Genomic DNA, 15,840 nt, shown 5'->3' with positions numbered 1-15,840 from the left:
GAGTTGGATGTTCTGCGCCAGCCCTAGAACTTGACGGTAGAAAGCATTCCCAGCATCTCGTCGTAGCTGCCATTGGCCGCCGCATCGCGAAGGAACCTGGCGCGTTCCACGACAATCTCCTTCGGGGTGTTTTCTGCATGCAGCAGCGCCAGTGCTTCGTCGAGGAATTCCTCCAGGGGCATGGCATGTTCGTCGTTGCCTTGGCCGTACAGTTTGGTGCGAACGCCCGGAGGCACCAGCTCGATGACTTGTACGTTGCTGTCGGCCAGCTGCACACGCAAGGCTTCGGTGAATGAGTGCACTGCTGCCTTGCTGGCGCTGTAGGTCATTGCAGCCGGGAACGGCACAAAGCCCAGCGCGGAACTGACATTGATGATGACGCTGTCGTTGTTGCCGGCAAGTTGCGGCAAGAATGCATAGGTCATGCGGATGGTGCCGAGTAGGTTGATGGCAATCGCCTCTTCGGCAGCCTGCAAGGACTCTGGCTTGAAGACGTTCTCGCTCGGCATGATGCCGGCATTGTTGATCACCACATTCAAGGCGGGGTAGCGCTCGGCCGCCACGCGGCTGGCCTGGACGATAGAGTCTGCGTCCGCAACGTCGATTTCGATTGCCTCGATGCCTGGATGCTCGGCAGTGATCTGATCCAGCAGCGCTTTCTTTCGCCCTGACACGATGACCATGTTGCCAGCCTGCTGGAGCCGCAGCGCCAGTCCGAGGCCGATGCCAGAGGTCGAGCCGGTAATGAGGATGATGTTGCCGCTGTTCTTCATGGATGTTTCCTGGGTACGGAAGGGGTAGAATCCAAACGGACAACAGTCCGCTTGCCCTGAGACGTTGGCGGACAACTGTCCGTTTGTCAATAATTCAGTGAGGAACAGGGTATGGAAAAGCCAACGCGATCCGATGCACTGCAAAATCGCGAGCGCATCCTGTCCGTGGCGCTTGCGGAGCTGGTGCGCTCGGCCGATGTGCCACTGAGCGCGATCGCCAAGAAGGCGGGCGTCGGGCAAGGGACCTTCTACCGCCACTTCCCGACGCGGGAGGCCTTGGTGGTAGAGGTCTATCGCCATGAAATGCTGCAGGTGACCGGGTTCGCCGAGCAGTTGCTGAAGACGCGTCCGCCGGAGCAGGCGCTACGCGAGTGGATGAACCGTCTGGCCGAATACGCCATTACCAAGGCGGGCCTGGCGGATGCGCTTCGGGTTGTCGCCAACGCGAAAGAGTGCGCAGGCAACGCAGGCTATGCCCCCGTGATCGCTGCCGCCCAACTGCTGCTGGATGCCAACGAGAATGCCGGAACGATTCGTCCAGGGATCACCACGGACAAGTTTTTCCTGGCGATCGCAGGGATCTGGCAGATCGACGCCACAGAGAACTGGCAGCCACGCCTGGCCTGGCTCATGGAGACGGTGATGGAAGGATTGTGCGCGGGAGCGCCAGGACGGCCCGCAGGCGGATAGCGGCGGCAAGCGCCCGGATTCCAAGCGCGCAGCAGCGCGCATGCCGCACCCGCTAGGTCTCCAGCTTGCCTTGCTTGAGCTTTTCCCACATGTCTTCGGCTTGCTGGGGTAAGCCGCCGGTGTGACGTAGCAGGCAGATCTCCATGCCGATATCCCAGTGCGTGTCGCCGGGCGCTGCATGGGCCAGCAGCCCTTTGGCGAGGTCCTCTTCCACCAGTGTGCGCGGCAGCCACGCGATCCCGGCGCCGGAACGGCACATGGCCAGCAAGGTCGCTGCAAGATCGGAAGTGAGCGCAGGTGTCAGGCGCGGTTCCACATCCTTGAACGCTGGATGCCCGGCGATGATGCGGCCCAGGCCGGAATCTGCACTGTAGGACAGCAAGGGCATTGCATCGGTTGAGGCGAGCGACCAACGCGGGCTGCCGTCGCCAGTTTCCTTCGGCGCACTGAAGGGCTGAAGCACATCGTTGCCGACCACAACCCGCTCGAACTGTTCCGTGTCCAGCCCAAGACGCATCCGCGGATGATGGTGGCAGAGCAGGAATTGCGCTGCCCCTTGCAGCATCAATTTTTCGCACGCCCTGAGCGTGTCCGAGACCAGCTGAAACGCACCGATACCTGTGTTTGATTCGATGCGCCTGACAAATGCCGGAAAGAACGTGAAAGAAAGAACATGGGTGGCGAGGAACGCCAACGCAGGCCGGTGTCGCCCGGCCACTTCCAGTGTTTCCTGCCGCGCAGCGTAAATGCCCGAGACCAACCCGGATGCTTTGCGAACGAACGCTTCGCCCGCCGGCGTCATCAGCACTTCCTTGCGCGAGCGCGTGAACAGCGGCGTGCCCAACCATTCTTCGAGGGCATGAATGCGCCGACTGAAGGCCGGCTGGGTGACAAAGCGACGTTGTGCGGCGCGCGAGAAATTCAGGGTCTCAGCCAGCGCCAAGCAGTCTTCGAGCCATGTCAGTTCCATGATGCCGATTGTGCATCAAGCGGATAAAAAAGGCATTGGCAGCGCTTGGGCGCTGGCACTTACGCTCCGACTCGAGCTTGCAACGCCTCCACAGGCAGGTTGTCCAGCAAGCGGCAATTCCGGTGGGTTCGCATGTCGACGGGAGCGGGCGATCATGCAGAAACGAGGTGGCATAAGACAGGTGCTTGGCCAGCTTTACGTGCAGGTGCTGATCGCCATCGTCATTGGCGGCCTGGTGGGCTATGTCTGGCCGCATCTGGGCGTGGTCATGCAACCTGTTGCAGAGGGTTTCATCAAACTCATCAAGATGTTATTGGCGCCGATCATTTTTGGGACGGTCGTGGTCGGGATCGCCAAGATGGGAAGCATCAGAGAGGTCGGAAAAACCGGCATCAAGGCGCTGGTCTACTTCGAGATCGTGTCGACACTGGCGCTGGCGATCGGTCTTGTCGTGGTGAACATCATCCGGCCGGGGGATGGCATGAACATCGATGCCACATCGATCGACAGCAGCGCGATCGGGCAGTATGTCGATCGCGCAAGAGACGACGCGGGCATGGTGGATTTCGTGCTGAACATCATTCCCACCACGTTGGTGGATGCCTTTGCCAAAGGCAACATGCTGCAGGTCATCCTGGTGTCGGTGTTGTTTGCGGTAGGGCTGTTACAGCTGGGCGAGCGCGGCAAGCCCCTGGTCGATCTCATCGATAACGGGCTGCAGGCGCTGTTCAAGATGATCAACATGGTGATGCGGCTCGCGCCACTGGGCGCCGGTGCGGGCATCGCTTTCACGATCGGCAAATATGGTCTTGCCACCCTGTGGTCGCTCGGGCACTTGATGTTGGCGGTTTACGTGACGTCGGCACTGTTCGTGTTTGTAGTGCTGGGAGCGATCGCACGGTGGACCGGCTTTCCGTTGCTGCGACTTCTCCGGTTCATCAAGGATGAACTCCTTGTCACGTTCGGCACCTGTTCGACCAAAGCTGTCCTGCCGCGCATGATGATGAAGCTTGAACTGGCCGGCGTGCGCAAGTCGACGGTTGGCCTGGTTCTGCCCACGGGATACACCTTCAATGCGGACGGCACCTGTATCTATCTGACCATGGCAGCCATCTTTGTGGCGCAAGCGACCAACACGCCGCTGCCGGTCTACCAACAGATTGCCTTGCTTGGGGTGTTGTTGCTGACCTCAAAAGGATCGGCTGGTGTCGCTGGTGCGGGTTTCGTTGCGTTGGCCGCAACGCTTTCCACCATCGACACGGTGCCTGTTGCAGGGCTGGTGCTTCTGCTGGGCGTCGACCGCTTCATGAACGAGGCCAGGGCAGTGGTCAACCTGATCGGCAACAGTGTCGCCACGCTTGCCATTGCCAAGTGGGATGGCGCGCTGGATCTGTCCAAGACCCGGGAAATCATGCGTCGTCAACAAGCGGGCGAGCCCATGCCTGTCGCAGCCTCCTCAACCGATCCATAACTCACACCAACCTGCGGGAGACCACCCAATGCGTATCATCGATGTCGTTGAAATCACCAAGCCGATCTCCTCGCCGATCCGTAACGCCTACATCGATTTTTCGAAGATGACCGCCAGTCTGGTGGCGGTGGTCACCGATCAGGTGCGCGACGGTCGCCGGGTCGTCGGCTACGGATTCAACTCCAATGGGCGCTATGGACAGGGAGGGCTGATACGCGAGCGCTTTCGCGATCGCATCCTGGAGGCAGACAGTGCATCGCTGTGCAACGACGCCGGCGACAATCTGGATCCGTCCAGGATCTGGAAGGCGATGATGTCCAACGAAAAGCCGGGTGGTCACGGCGAGCGTTCCGTCGCAGTGGGCACGCTGGATATGGCGATCTGGGATGCGACCGCCAAGATCGCCGGCATGCCGCTGTTCCGCTATCTGGCGCAGATGAAAGGCCGGCAAGCCAATCCCCGCGTCTTCGTTTATGCAGCCGGTGGCTACTATTACCCGGGCAAGGACAACAGTGCCTTGCGCAAAGAGATGCGCGGCTATCTGGACCGTGGTTACACCGTGGTCAAGATGAAGATCGGTGGCGCGTCCATCGAGGAGGATCGCGGCCGGATCGAGTCGGTGCTGGAGGAAATCGGCAGCCAGGCCCGCCTGGCGGTGGATGCAAATGGGCGCTTCGACCTGGAGACTGGCATCGCCTACGCCAAGATGCTGCGCGACTATCCGCTGTTCTGGTATGAGGAAGTCGGCGATCCGCTCGACTATGCGCTGCAAGCCGCCCTGAGCGAATTCTATCCGGGGCCGATGGCAACCGGCGAAAACCTGTTCTCGCACCAGGATGCCCGCAACCTGCTGCGCTACGGCGGCATGAGCCCGGACCGCGATTACCTGCAGTTCGACTGCGCGCTGTCGTATGGCCTGGTCGAGTATCTGCGCACGCTGGAGGTGCTGGAGCAGTTCGGCTGGTCGCCCGCACGTTGCATCCCGCACGGTGGTCATCAGATGTCGCTCAACATCGCCGCAGGCCTGGGTCTGGGCGGCAATGAGAGTTACCCGGACCTGTTCCAGCCATATGGCGGGTTTCCGGATGGCGTCAAGGTCCAGGACGGATACATCGTGATGCCGGAGTTGCCGGGTATCGGCTTCGAGGGCAAGTCCGACCTGATCAAGGTCATGCGTGAGCTGGCCGAATAGGACGGGATGGCATTGGCTGCGTTTCTGATGGGCGAACCACCTGCGCGGGGCGTGCCTGTGCCGACCTTCGCAGGCGCATCAGGACTACGCCCCGCCTCACCCCAGCCAGTCGGCGCAGGCGGCCGGCTTGTTCTCGTCGGCGCAACGTGTCTGCGCCTTCTGGCGCAGGCGGGCCAGGACTGCGCTGCCTGCCGGGTTCTGCTTGCTCCACGTCTTCAGTGATGCGCCGACTTCCTCGAAGTGCTGGCGATTATCTTTGAGATAGCCATCGGATTGACGCGCCAGATCGCCGATCACTCGGCTTGCAAGCGTCTCGATACCTGTACCGTCCTCCGGGCTGAGCCGGACCAGCGCATCCAGATAGGTCATGCCCCGCTCAACCACGGTCCCCTGGCTACCATTCGAATCGTAGGCCTTCTTGAACCATGACAGCGCAGCCTTGGTGTCACCGCGCTGTTCGGCCAGGATACCCAGGTAGGGCATGTAGTAGGACGGTGTCTTGCTACGCGTCAACTCGGCCTGCATCAATTGCGCAGATCCCTTGTTATCGCCCACCAGCGCCAACAAGCCGGCAGCACTTGTGATCGTGGACTGACGCTCTTCATCGGTCTTGGCTTCCGTCACCGCCCACTGCACGCGCTGGTGCACCGTCTTGACCACGTCTGCGGGCAGCGGAGGTTGCGGCTTATTCATTTCCGCTCTGGTCGGCTGTCCCTGTGCCAGGCGAGCAAGGTCGATCTCGGCATACCCGGTCCGCAAACGATCAACGATGGGTAAGGTGGGATCGGCATAGGCCTTTGCCAACGCCTGATTGAACTCCCCTGACAATGCGGCACGTTTGCCCGGATCGTCGGTCGCGGAAGCAACCAGCGTGGCAGCACCACGCACCAGCACATCAAGATTGTTGCGCACCTCCGACGGATTGGAAAACACGGTTTGCAGCAACGTGTACGTCGCCGGGCTTGCGACGGGCTTCTGCCTGGTGACAGCTACTGCCAGCAGCTGGAAGCGACGCTGCAAGGCCGGCTGTGGTGCCGCCTTCGCCAGTGCAGCCAGGGTGTCGGGCGCAGCCTTTGCATCGACCAGTTGGTCGTCCTGCAACCAGCTGTAATTGCCGAGAAGAGTCCACTCGTCCGGCTTTAGCGTTTGTGGAGCGTTGAGCGCCCGCTCCAGGATCTGCTTTGTACTCGCGGTGGATTGAGCTGCAACGCGCAGGCTATCGACAAGCTGGGCGGTACTGCTGTCGCCCACCAGCCGGGTGATTTCGCTGCGATCCGGGCGTAGCAGGATGACCGTGGGATACCCCCTGACGCCGAAGCGTTCGGCCCAGGTTTGGGCTTCTTGCAGGTCTGCGTCCAGATGCACTGCCACGAATTGCCGCGTCTGCGCGATGAAACCCGGGTCCTTGAACGTGGTGGCCTTGAGCCGGTTGCACGGTGGGCACCAGATGGCGCCCCAGTACAACAGGAGTGGTTTGCCGGTGTTCCTGGCCTCTTCCAGGGCTTTCTCTACATTTCCCTCATGCCAGTTTATCGCGGGCGCCGTTGCAGGCCGCGTTGCTGCCGCGGGCGGCGCCGATGCCGCCGACGGCGTTGATCTCTCGCAGGCCGTCAGCGCTGCCAGCAACGCGGAAAGAGCGATGAGCATGGGGGACGGCGAACGAAACGACAGAGCCATGGGAAGCCTTTGCGTGATGGAGTTCAGCTGAGCGCGGTTGTCTAGAAACACCTCCACGCCTGCGAATTTCTCGAAGCATCACGTCTTTCAAGTTTGCCCGGAGCGGAGGATGCGAACTGCCGTCACGCCGAACGCATCGTTAGGGCACATGACGGCGCACATTGGATCCAAGCTGGAGACAGCGGGCGTTCCGCGCGAGGGGTGCAAGTTGTCTAGCCGGTCCGGACCTGTCGGAACACTGTGGTTCGTGAGAGGGGCAGAATGGATCGCGCATCTGCATGGCTGATCGCGGTGATTCGGTACAGGAGCGCTGAGCGAGCCCGTGCGAAGATATGCTCCAGTGTTGCTCGCTCACCGGCCACTTGGGTATCAGACAGGTTGACAGGTGTCAAAGCGGGTATCGGTGAGTTGTTTTGGGCTATTGCCCTTTAAAAACAAAGAGATAGGCCTGAAATGCTACTGATGCTCGATAACTACGACAGCTTCACCTACAACCTCGTGCAGTACCTGCAGGCGCTGGGCGCCGAGGTCACGGTGGTGCGCAACGACGCGATGAGCGTGGATCAGATCGCCGCGCTCAGGCCCGAGCGCATCGTGATCTCGCCCGGCCCGTGCACCCCGAACGAGGCCGGCATCTCGCTGCAGCTGATCGAACAGCTGGGTCAGACCACGCCGATCCTGGGCGTGTGTCTTGGGCATCAAAGCATCGGTCAGGTCTACGGCGGCGATGTGATCCGCGCCGACAACATCATGCATGGCAAGACCTCGCCGATCCGCCACCAGGGCAAGGGCGTGTTCGCCGGCCTGCCGGACAGCTACGAGGCCACCCGCTACCACTCGCTGGTGGTGGACAAGGCCACCTTGCCCGACGCGCTGGAAGTCACTGCCTGGACCGAGCATCCGGATGGCTCGATCGAAGAGATCATGGGCCTGCGTCATCGCCAGTTCCCGGTCGAAGGCGTGCAGTTCCATCCCGAGTCGATCCTGACCCAGCATGGTCACGCCCTGCTGAAGAACTTCCTGCAGCGTTGATCGCAATGCGTACCGCGTGCGTCGCAAGGGCCGCTGCAACCTGCGTCAGTCGTGATGCAGTCTTCGGCACCATCGATGCATCGGCGACCCATGCGCGCACTGCCCGCAATCGGCTGCGCGCCGCCAGCGTGCAGCGGGTTTCCCGCCTCGCTTCGTCCACACCTGCATCCGGATCCCGATGAGCACCGCCAGCGACAGTTTCCACTTCTACGAACCAGGCCAGGGCCACGGGCTGCCGCACGATCCGTTCAATGCCATCGTCGGTCCGCGACCGATCGGCTGGATCGGCTCGCGCAGCGCCGGGGGCATCGCCAATCTGGCGCCTTACAGCTTCTTCAACGCGTTCAACTACGTGCCGCCGATCGTCGGCTTTGCCAGCATCGGCCGCAAGGACAGCCTGCGCAACATCGAAGCCACCGGCGAATTCACCTGGAACCTGGCCACGCGCCCCTTGGCCGAGGCGATGAATGCCAGCGCCGCGATGGTGCCGGCGGAGGTCGACGAGTTCGCATTGGCCGACCTGGAAATGGCGCCGTCGCGGCTGATCGCTGCCCCGCGTGTGGCGGCCAGCCCGGTCAGTTTCGAATGCCGGCTCAGCCAGCTGCTGCCGCTGCAGAGCGCAAGCGGGCAGGCCATCGAAACCTGGCTGGTCCTGGGCGAGGTGGTCGGTGTGCATCTGGCGCACGCGGCGCTGCAGGACGGTATCTACGATCCTGCTGCCGTACAGACGATTCTGCGTGCGGGCGGCGCCGCCGATTATTTCGAAGTGCAGGCGCAGGCGCGCTTCCGCATGCGGCGTCCGGGCCAATGAGCGCTGCGCATCGCAGTGCTGCGTGGCGTTGCCGCCAGGCGCGACTGCATCGCCAGGATTGATCGATCACGCTCACTGCCGCATATCTTTCCCACGTTTTGCCACGGTCCTTGTCCATGCCCATCACCCCGCAAGAAGCCCTGCAGCGCACCATCGAACACCGCGAAATCTTCCACGACGAAATGGTCGAGCTGATGCGCCAGATCATGCGTGGCGAGGTCTCGGACATGATGGTCGCGGCCATCCTCACCGGGTTGCGGGTCAAGAAGGAAACCATTGGCGAGATCGCCGGCGCAGCCACGGTGATGCGCGAGTTCTCGCGCCGCGTGGAAGTGGGCGACCGCCGGCACATGGTCGACATCGTCGGCACCGGTGGCGATGGTTCGCATACCTTCAACATCTCCACCTGCGCGATGTTCGTGGCGGCCGCCGGCGGCGCCAAGGTCGCCAAGCACGGCAACCGCAGCGTCTCGTCCAAGTCCGGCAGTGCCGACGCGCTGGAGGCACTGGGCGCGGCGATCGAGTTGCAGCCCGAGCAGGTCGCCGCCTCGCTGGCGCAGACCGGTATCGGCTTCATGTATGCGCCGGTGCATCATCCGGCCATGAAGGTGGTGGCGCCGGTGCGCCGCGAAATGGGCGTGCGCACCATCTTCAACATCCTCGGCCCGCTGACCAACCCGGCCGGCTCGCCGAACATCCTGATGGGCGTGTTCCATCCGGATCTGGTCGGCATCCAGGCGCGCGTACTGCAGGAACTCGGTGCCGAGCGCGCGCTGGTGGTGTGGGGACGCGATGGCATGGACGAACTCTCGCTCGGTGCCGGCACCCTGGTCGGCGAGCTGCGCGATGGCCAGGTGCGCGAGTACGAGGTGCATCCGGAGGATTTCGGCATCGCCATGTCGGCCAGCCGCAACCTCAAGGTGGCCGATGCCGCGCAGTCGCGCACGATGCTGCTGCAGGTGCTGGACAACGTGCCCGGCCCGGCGCTGGACATCGTCGCCCTCAATGCCGGTGCGGCCCTTTACGTGGCAGGGGTGTCCGACAGCATCGCCGACGGCGTCGTGCGTGCGCGTGCGGTCCTGGCCGATGGCTCGGCGCGTGCAAGACTGGATGCCTATGTTGCCTTCACCCGGCAGACTGCCGCGCAGCGCTGACCCCCGCCACTGCACCGGCAGGCACGCGTCGGCACCCTCATGCCACCGCTGGCATGCTGCGCGCCGGCGCGTGGCCGCGGCCAGTTGCGGCCGTCTTGATCGATAATGCCCGCCCGCCAGGACCCGATACGATGAGCGACATCCTCAACACCATCCTTGCCCGCAAGGCCGAAGAAATCGCCGAGCGCAGTGCGCGCGTGCCGCTGGCCGAGCTGATCGCGCGCAGCGCCGACCTGCCGCTCACGCGTGGGTTTGCCGCCGCCATGCAGGCCAGCATCGCCGCCGGCGAGCCGGCAGTGATCGCCGAAGTGAAGAAGGCCAGCCCCTCCAAGGGCGTGATCCGCCCCGACTTCCACCCGGCCGACATTGCGGTGAGCTACGAATTTGGCGGCGCCAGCTGCCTGTCGGTGCTGACCGATGTGGACTTCTTCCAGGGCGCCGATGCCTATCTGCGCCAGGCGCGCGAGGCCTGCACGCTGCCGGTGCTGCGCAAGGATTTCACCGTCGACCCCTACCAGGTCTACGAAGCGCGCGTGCTCGGCGCCGATTGCATCCTGCTGATCGTCTCGGCACTGGAGGACGCGCAGCTGGCCGAGCTCTCCGGCCTGGCCATGCAGCTGGGCCTGGACGTGCTGGTGGAAGTGCATGACATCGACGAGCTCGAGCGCGCGGTGCAGGTGCCGGTGCCGCTGGTGGGCATCAACAACCGCAATCTGCGCACCTTCGAAGTGACGCTGCAGACCACCCTGGACATGCGCGCCGCCGTGCCGCGTGACCGCATCCTGGTGACCGAAAGCGGCATCGTGACGCCGGCCGATGTGCAGTTGATGCGCGGCCACGGCGTGAACGCGTTTCTGGTCGGCGAGACCTTCATGCGCGCGCCCGAACCCGGCGAGTCGCTGCGTCAGCTATTCTTCGCGCATGACTGAGGCGTATCCCGTACCGCGCGACGACGCACCGCTGGTGGTCTTCGATTTCGACCACACGCTGTATGACGGTGACTCCGGCAGCCACCTGTTCGCCTGGCTGATCAAGCGCAACCCGTTGCGTCTGCTGGTGGCGCTGTTGGCCTCGCCGATCCTCGGCCCGATGGTGGCGATGCTGCCGACCCGCCGCCGCGGCGTGTCCGGTTATGTGTGGATCGCCACCTTCGGCCTGCACCGCGCGCGCGAGTTCAATCGCTTCATCGATGCGTACGTGCTCAAGCATGAAGCGCAGATCCGGCAGCGCTTGTTGCCGCACGCCTTGAAGGTGTTCACCGACCACCGCGCCGCCGGCGACCGTGTGGTGGTGGCCACCGGCGCGCCGCCGGAACTTGCTCGCGCGATTCTTGGCTTTGTCGCGCATCAGGACGTGCCGGTGATCGGCAGCCTGGTCGGTCCACGCCTGGGCGCGGTCACCGCGCGACGCCACTGCCACAATGAAGAGAAGATGCGCATGCTGCGCGAGCGCGGCTACGCCGACATCGCCATTGCCTACTCGGACAGCACCGCGGATCTGCCGCTGCTGAAGGCGGCGCGCGCGCCGGTGGTAGTCAATCCGAAGGCCAATCGCGAAGCGCTGTTCCGGCAGGTGCTGCCGGCGGGCACGCCGATCCTCAACTGGGGATGTCGCGATCGCGGTGGCAAGGCGCTGTAGCGCCTGGTGCCGAAAGCGTACCGTAAGCGGCTCCGGCCAGGTCACGGCTGCGACGAGGTCAGGCCTTGCCCATCGAGTCGGCGGGCAAGCAGTCGGCGATGCACGGCACACGGCCGGCAGTCGGTGACCGAGCGCACCCGGCCACATCAGCCCGCATGCCGTGCGACATGCGGTTCGAGCTGCGGTTGGTGCAGGGCTGCACCAACCGCTACCGCTTAGCGGGTGCCGTAGAGCACGACGGTCTTGCCGCGTGCATGCAACAGGCCGTCGGCCTGCAGTTTCTTGAGCACGCGCCCGGCCATTTCACGCGAACAGCCCACCAGCCGTGCCAGTTCCTGCCGCGACACGCGCAGCTGGGTGCCCTGCGGATGACTCATCGCTTCCGGCTCCTTGGACAGGTCGTGCAGGGTGCGCACGATGCGGTCGGTCACGTCCAGGAACGCCAGGCGGCTGGCTTTCCTTGTGGTGTCGAGCAACCGCTTGGACAGCTGGACGCCAATCGCATACAGGATGCGCGGCGCATCCGGCGACAGACTGGTCTGGAACAGCTGCTGCAGCCGCTCGTAGCTGATCTCGGCCAGCTCGCACTGGGTGCGGGTGCGCAAGATCACCTCGCGGGTATCGGATTCGATGAACAACCCCATCTCGCCGACGAACTCGCCGCTACCGAAGTAGCCCAGCACCAACTCACGATCGTCATCTTCCTCGGCAATGATGCTTACCGAGCCACTGATCACATAGTAGAGCGTGCCAGCCGGGTCTCCTGGCCGGAACACATCGGTCCGGGTCGGATAGCGTCTGCGATGGCTGTGCGCCAGGAAACGCTCGATCGTGCCCGCGTCCAGCGCCAGAGAAGGGGTAGCGTTACGTACCGTCGTAGTCACAACCGTCGTGTTTCCTGGGCTCATGGTAGTTCCGCGTGTAATTCCTGAAGCTTAACGGCATGAGTCATGCAAGGTAAACCATTCTTAACGTCGGCATTTCGTTGCTGGGATCTTTGGCTCATAATTGTTTCCTTTCCCGCCTTCCATAAGGACAGACCGACGTGGTCAAGCCGTTGCCTCGCCTGAGGCTACAGGGGTTCAACAACCTCACCAAGGCGTTGAGCTTCAACATCTACGACGTCTGTTATGCGCGTACCGAAGAGGAGCGTCAGCGCTACATCGAATATATCGATGAGCAGTACGACGCCGATCGTCTGACGCAGATCCTGACCGATGTTGCCGAGATCATTGGCGCCAACATCCTCAATATCGCACGTCAGGACTACGATCCGCAGGGCGCATCGGTCACGATCCTGATCTCGGAAGAGCCCGTCATCGACAAGAAGCAGGCCGGCAAGGAGCTGATCTCCGATGCGGTGGTCGCTCATATGGACAAGAGTCATATCACTGTCCATACATACCCCGAGACGCATCCGCAGGAGGGTATCGCCACGTTCCGTGCCGATATCGACGTGGCCACCTGTGGCGTGATCTCGCCGCTGAAGGCGCTGAACTACCTGATCGAGAGTCTGGAATCGGACATCGTGATCATGGACTACCGCGTCCGTGGCTTCACCCGCGATGTGAAGGGCAAGAAGCATTACATCGATCACAAGATCAACTCGATCCAGCACTTCCTTGCCAAGAACGTGAAGTCGCGCTACGAGATGTTCGACGTGAACGTCTATCAGGAAAACATCTTCCACACCAAGATGCACCTGAAGGACTTCGACCTGGACCAGTACCTGTTCGAGGAACGCGCCAAGAACCTCTCGTTCAAGGAGCGCATGAAGATCGAAACGCTGCTCAAGCGCGAGATCGAAGAACTGTTCCACGGGCGCAACCTGAGCGAGTAAGCGCAGCGAGCGAGCTGGTGCGCGGCTGCCTGCAGGCGCGCGAAAGAACCAAGGCGGGACGGCCCGCCACGCGATGACCTCGCGTTCCACAGCCGACGGCGGCCCAGTGTGCAAACACTGGGTCGCTTTTTTTTTGTGCGTTTTTCAACTGAGGAGTACTGCGATGCCCTGGATCTACCTGCTGCTGGCCGGCCTGTTCGAAATCGGCTTTGCCATGGGCCTGAAGTACAGCGACGGCTTCACGCGCTTGTGGCCGACGGTGCTGACCATCGGTCTGGCAGGCATCAGCCTGTGGTTTCTGACCCAGGCGCTGAAGACCATCCCGGTAGGCACCGGTTATGCGATCTGGACCGGGATCGGCGCGCTGGGCGTGACCATCGCCGGCATCGCGCTGTTCGGCGACAGCGCCTCATGGTCGCGTCTGGCCTGCATCGGCCTGATCGTGGCCGGGGTGATCGGATTGAAGTTGGTGGGGTAGGCGTGGTCAGCCCCGGTGGTCAGTCCCACTGCGTGGGTCTGCCCCCCCAAGGTTTGCTACGCAAACCTCGGGCCCCACTCCGTAGCATCCTATCCCCGCGCCTTCGGCGCGCCCCCTTAACAAAGGGGGCTCTGCTCTAGGTGGGTATTGCGAGGTGTGGAGCCTGATTTGCTCGGATGCGGCCAGCGGCAAGTCGCCAATCCCCAATCCCCAATCCCCAATCCCGCCGGCTACAGCCGGTACGCCACGGCTTTCATGAGTCTGGAGGCCAGGGCCATGGCGCTGGGGATCGGTGGCGGGAGGGGGCGGGCGCCGGCCTGTTCGGCCTGGTCGGCGTGGCGTGCCTCGTCGATCTTCATCACGCGCAGGATCGCGCGGCTGCGCTGGTCGACCTCCGGCAGGGTTTCCAGGTGTTCGTCCAGATGGGCTTCGACCTGGCGCTCGGTCTCGACCACGAAGCCCAGGCTCCAGTCGTCGCCGCGCAAGCCGGCCAGGGCGCCGAGCGCGTAGCTGCCGGCGTACCAGAGCGGGTTGAACAGGCTGGGGCGGCTGTCCAGCTCGTGCAGGCGGTCGGCACACCAGGCCAGATGGTCGGTTTCTTCCTGCGCCGCCTCCAGCAGATGCTGCTGGGTGTGGGCGTCGCGGGCGACCGCGGCCTGGCCGAAATACAGGCCTTGCGCGCAGACCTCGCCGACGTGGTTGATCCGCATCAAGCCGGCGGCGTGGCGACGCTGGTCCGGTTCCAGTGCGACGTCGGGGGTGTCGGCGGCCGGGTTGGGCCGCTCGGCGGGCGGATTGCCGAATACCGTGTCCAGCGCGCGCTGGGCTTCGACCAGCAGCCGGTCGAGCGGGCCATGCAGTCGGAAAGAGGAGGTCTGGGTCATGCGCCGATTCTGGCCCCCGACCGAGCCGCTGCCAACCGCCAGCACTCCGGCCGGCCGGCGACTTGCGTGGCCTTGTATTGTCCCGTACAATCCCGCCTCTTCTGTTTCGCCTTCACAACGCGTGGCAAAGTTCCAGCGGTCATTGCCGCTGCAATCCGCCCGACCACTCAAGAGTTTTCTCATGACTACGTTCACCGCCAAGTCCGAGACCGTCCAGCGCGACTGGTATCTCGTCGACGCCGCCGGCAAGACGCTCGGCCGTCTGTCCACCGAACTGGCCCGCCGCCTGCGCGGCAAGCACAAGCCGGTTTATACCCCGCACGTCGATACCGGCGATTACCTCGTGGTGATCAATGCCGAGAAGATCGTGGTCACGGGCAACAAGCTGAAAGACAAGAAGTATCACCGCTTCACCGGCTACATCGGTAACCTGAAGACCGAGAGCCTGGAGCAGGCGCTGGAGCGCCACCCGGAGCGCGTGATCGAAATCGCCGTCAAGGGCATGCTGCCGAAGGGCCCCCTGGGCCGCACCATGTACCGCAAGCTCAAGGTCTATTCGGGTGCCGAGCATCCGCACGCCGCCCAGCAGCCGCAAGTTCTGGATATCTAATCATGGCTATCACGCAAAACTACGGCACTGGCCGCCGCAAGTCCTCCACCGCTCGCGTGTTCCTGCGCAAGGGTACCGGCAACATCACCGTCAACGACCGTCCGCTGGACGAGTTCTTTGGCCGTGAGACTGCACGCATGATCGTGCGTCAGCCGCTGGAACTCACCAAGAACACCGAAAGCTTCGACATCCTGGTCACCGCCTCCGGCGGCGGCACCACCGGTCAGGCCGGTGCGATCCGTCTGGGCATCGCCCGTGCACTGGTCGAGTACGACGAAACCCTGAAGTCCGAGCTGCGCAAGGCTGGCTTCATGACCCGTGACGCCCGCGAAGTCGAGCGTAAGAAGGTCGGTCTGCACAAGGCCCGTCGCGCGACCCAGTTCTCCAAGCGCTGATCCATCGCGTTTGCTGCGTCCCGGTTCGCCGGGGCGCCCGCTTCAAAAGCCCGGCCATGCCGGGCTTTTGTCGTTTCGGGGGTGCGCATCGTGACTCTGCGCTCGGCGGCCTGGGTGTGCTGGGTCGCAGGGCAGGTCTTTGCGGGGCCGGGTCTGGCAGCTTCACAGGGGCGGCATGGCCCTCTTCTCGTGCCAACAACCTGGCGGCGGCCGCTGCGTCTGTGC

At 63.2% G+C, this 15,840-nt stretch carries 17 protein-coding genes; 12 read left to right on the top strand and 5 right to left on the bottom strand.

Features of this window, described 5'->3' with window-relative positions:
* Positions 1-23: 23 nt before the first annotated feature.
* Positions 24-773: an SDR family NAD(P)-dependent oxidoreductase gene (locus EO139_RS02195; RefSeq protein WP_126944803.1), complete on the bottom strand. Its 750-nt coding sequence runs from the start codon at positions 771-773 to the stop codon at positions 24-26.
* A 111-nt stretch (positions 774-884) separates the two neighbouring features.
* On the opposite strand from EO139_RS02195, the gene EO139_RS02190 reads away from it, so the two are divergent.
* Positions 885-1,463: a TetR/AcrR family transcriptional regulator gene (locus tag EO139_RS02190; protein WP_126944806.1), complete on the top strand. Its 579-nt coding sequence runs from the start codon at positions 885-887 to the stop codon at positions 1,461-1,463.
* 52 nt (positions 1,464-1,515) lie between these two features.
* Here the strand turns inward: EO139_RS02190 and EO139_RS02185 are convergent, their stop codons facing one another.
* Positions 1,516-2,433, bottom strand: coding sequence for a LysR family transcriptional regulator (locus EO139_RS02185; RefSeq protein WP_104583516.1), 918 nt, complete (start codon positions 2,431-2,433; stop codon positions 1,516-1,518).
* Between EO139_RS02185 and dctA the strand changes: the two genes are divergently transcribed.
* Positions 2,432-3,904 (top strand): C4-dicarboxylate transporter DctA, encoded by a 1,473-nt coding sequence (dctA, locus tag EO139_RS02180; RefSeq protein WP_241235891.1) that lies wholly within the window; start codon positions 2,432-2,434, stop codon positions 3,902-3,904. The two genes, EO139_RS02185 and dctA, sit on opposite strands and share 2 nt — an antisense overlap.
* 28 nt (positions 3,905-3,932) lie before the next feature.
* The gene (locus EO139_RS02175) at positions 3,933-5,096 is read left to right on the top strand and encodes a mandelate racemase/muconate lactonizing enzyme family protein (protein ID WP_126969177.1); all 1,164 of its coding nucleotides are present in this window, start codon (positions 3,933-3,935) and stop codon (positions 5,094-5,096) included.
* Between the two features lie 96 nt (positions 5,097-5,192).
* Here EO139_RS02175 and EO139_RS02170 read toward each other — a convergent pair whose 3' ends face one another.
* Positions 5,193-6,773 carry a thioredoxin family protein gene (locus EO139_RS02170; protein WP_126944809.1) on the bottom strand — a complete coding sequence of 527 codons (1,581 nt, stop codon included), beginning with the start codon at positions 6,771-6,773 and terminating at the stop codon, positions 5,193-5,195.
* A gap of 453 nt (positions 6,774-7,226) precedes the next feature.
* On the opposite strand from EO139_RS02170, the gene EO139_RS02165 reads away from it, so the two are divergent.
* The 5 genes from EO139_RS02165 (at position 7,227) to EO139_RS02145 (ending at position 11,408) form a co-directional block, all read left to right on the top strand.
* On the top strand, positions 7,227-7,805 hold the full coding sequence (locus EO139_RS02165) for an aminodeoxychorismate/anthranilate synthase component II (RefSeq protein ID WP_104583518.1): 579 nt from the start codon (positions 7,227-7,229) through the stop codon (positions 7,803-7,805).
* A 178-nt stretch (positions 7,806-7,983) separates the two neighbouring features.
* The gene (locus EO139_RS02160; protein WP_126944811.1) at positions 7,984-8,616 is read left to right on the top strand and encodes a flavin reductase family protein; all 633 of its coding nucleotides are present in this window, start codon (positions 7,984-7,986) and stop codon (positions 8,614-8,616) included.
* A 116-nt stretch (positions 8,617-8,732) separates the two neighbouring features.
* A complete protein-coding gene (trpD, locus tag EO139_RS02155) occupies positions 8,733-9,770 on the top strand; it encodes an anthranilate phosphoribosyltransferase (RefSeq protein ID WP_115675815.1) in 1,038 nt (345 codons plus the stop codon).
* Positions 9,771-9,901: 131 nt separating this feature from the next.
* Positions 9,902-10,699, top strand: a complete 798-nt coding sequence (trpC, locus tag EO139_RS02150; protein ID WP_104583521.1) for an indole-3-glycerol phosphate synthase TrpC — start codon at positions 9,902-9,904, stop codon at positions 10,697-10,699.
* A complete protein-coding gene (locus tag EO139_RS02145; RefSeq protein WP_104583522.1) occupies positions 10,692-11,408 on the top strand; it encodes a haloacid dehalogenase-like hydrolase in 717 nt (238 codons plus the stop codon). Before trpC ends, EO139_RS02145 begins: the two co-directional genes overlap by 8 nt.
* A 215-nt stretch (positions 11,409-11,623) precedes the next feature.
* Here EO139_RS02145 and crp read toward each other — a convergent pair whose 3' ends face one another.
* Positions 11,624-12,316 carry a cAMP-activated global transcriptional regulator CRP gene (gene crp / locus EO139_RS02140; protein WP_024938194.1) on the bottom strand — a complete coding sequence of 231 codons (693 nt, stop codon included), beginning with the start codon at positions 12,314-12,316 and terminating at the stop codon, positions 11,624-11,626.
* 137 nt (positions 12,317-12,453) lie between these two features.
* Between crp and speD the strand changes: the two genes are divergently transcribed.
* Positions 12,454-13,248: an adenosylmethionine decarboxylase gene (speD, locus tag EO139_RS02135; RefSeq protein WP_005990692.1), complete on the top strand. Its 795-nt coding sequence runs from the start codon at positions 12,454-12,456 to the stop codon at positions 13,246-13,248.
* A 163-nt stretch (positions 13,249-13,411) separates the two neighbouring features.
* Positions 13,412-13,726, top strand: a complete 315-nt coding sequence (locus EO139_RS02130) for a multidrug efflux SMR transporter (RefSeq protein WP_003483069.1) — start codon at positions 13,412-13,414, stop codon at positions 13,724-13,726.
* Positions 13,727-13,956: 230 nt separating this feature from the next.
* On the opposite strand, the gene coq7 is transcribed toward EO139_RS02130, so the two are convergent.
* Entirely contained in the window at positions 13,957-14,610 is a 654-nt protein-coding gene (gene coq7, locus EO139_RS02125; RefSeq protein WP_115675816.1) for a 2-polyprenyl-3-methyl-6-methoxy-1,4-benzoquinone monooxygenase, read from the bottom strand.
* 181 nt (positions 14,611-14,791) lie between these two features.
* Here coq7 and rplM point away from each other — a divergent pair, with 181 nt between their 5' ends.
* Both rplM and rpsI read left to right on the top strand, forming a co-directional pair.
* The gene (rplM, locus tag EO139_RS02120) at positions 14,792-15,220 is read left to right on the top strand and encodes a 50S ribosomal protein L13 (RefSeq protein WP_016902424.1); all 429 of its coding nucleotides are present in this window, start codon (positions 14,792-14,794) and stop codon (positions 15,218-15,220) included.
* A gap of 2 nt (positions 15,221-15,222) precedes the next feature.
* Positions 15,223-15,615 carry a 30S ribosomal protein S9 gene (rpsI, locus tag EO139_RS02115; protein ID WP_016902423.1) on the top strand — a complete coding sequence of 131 codons (393 nt, stop codon included), beginning with the start codon at positions 15,223-15,225 and terminating at the stop codon, positions 15,613-15,615.
* The last annotated feature ends 225 nt before the right edge of the window (positions 15,616-15,840 follow it).

The organism is Xanthomonas sp. BRIP62411, from assembly GCF_003993525.1.
Classification (GTDB): domain Bacteria; phylum Pseudomonadota; class Gammaproteobacteria; order Xanthomonadales; family Xanthomonadaceae; genus Xanthomonas; species Xanthomonas euroxanthea.
Note: the sequence above shows the minus strand (reverse complement) of the source record. Positions and strands in the feature narration are given on the sequence as shown.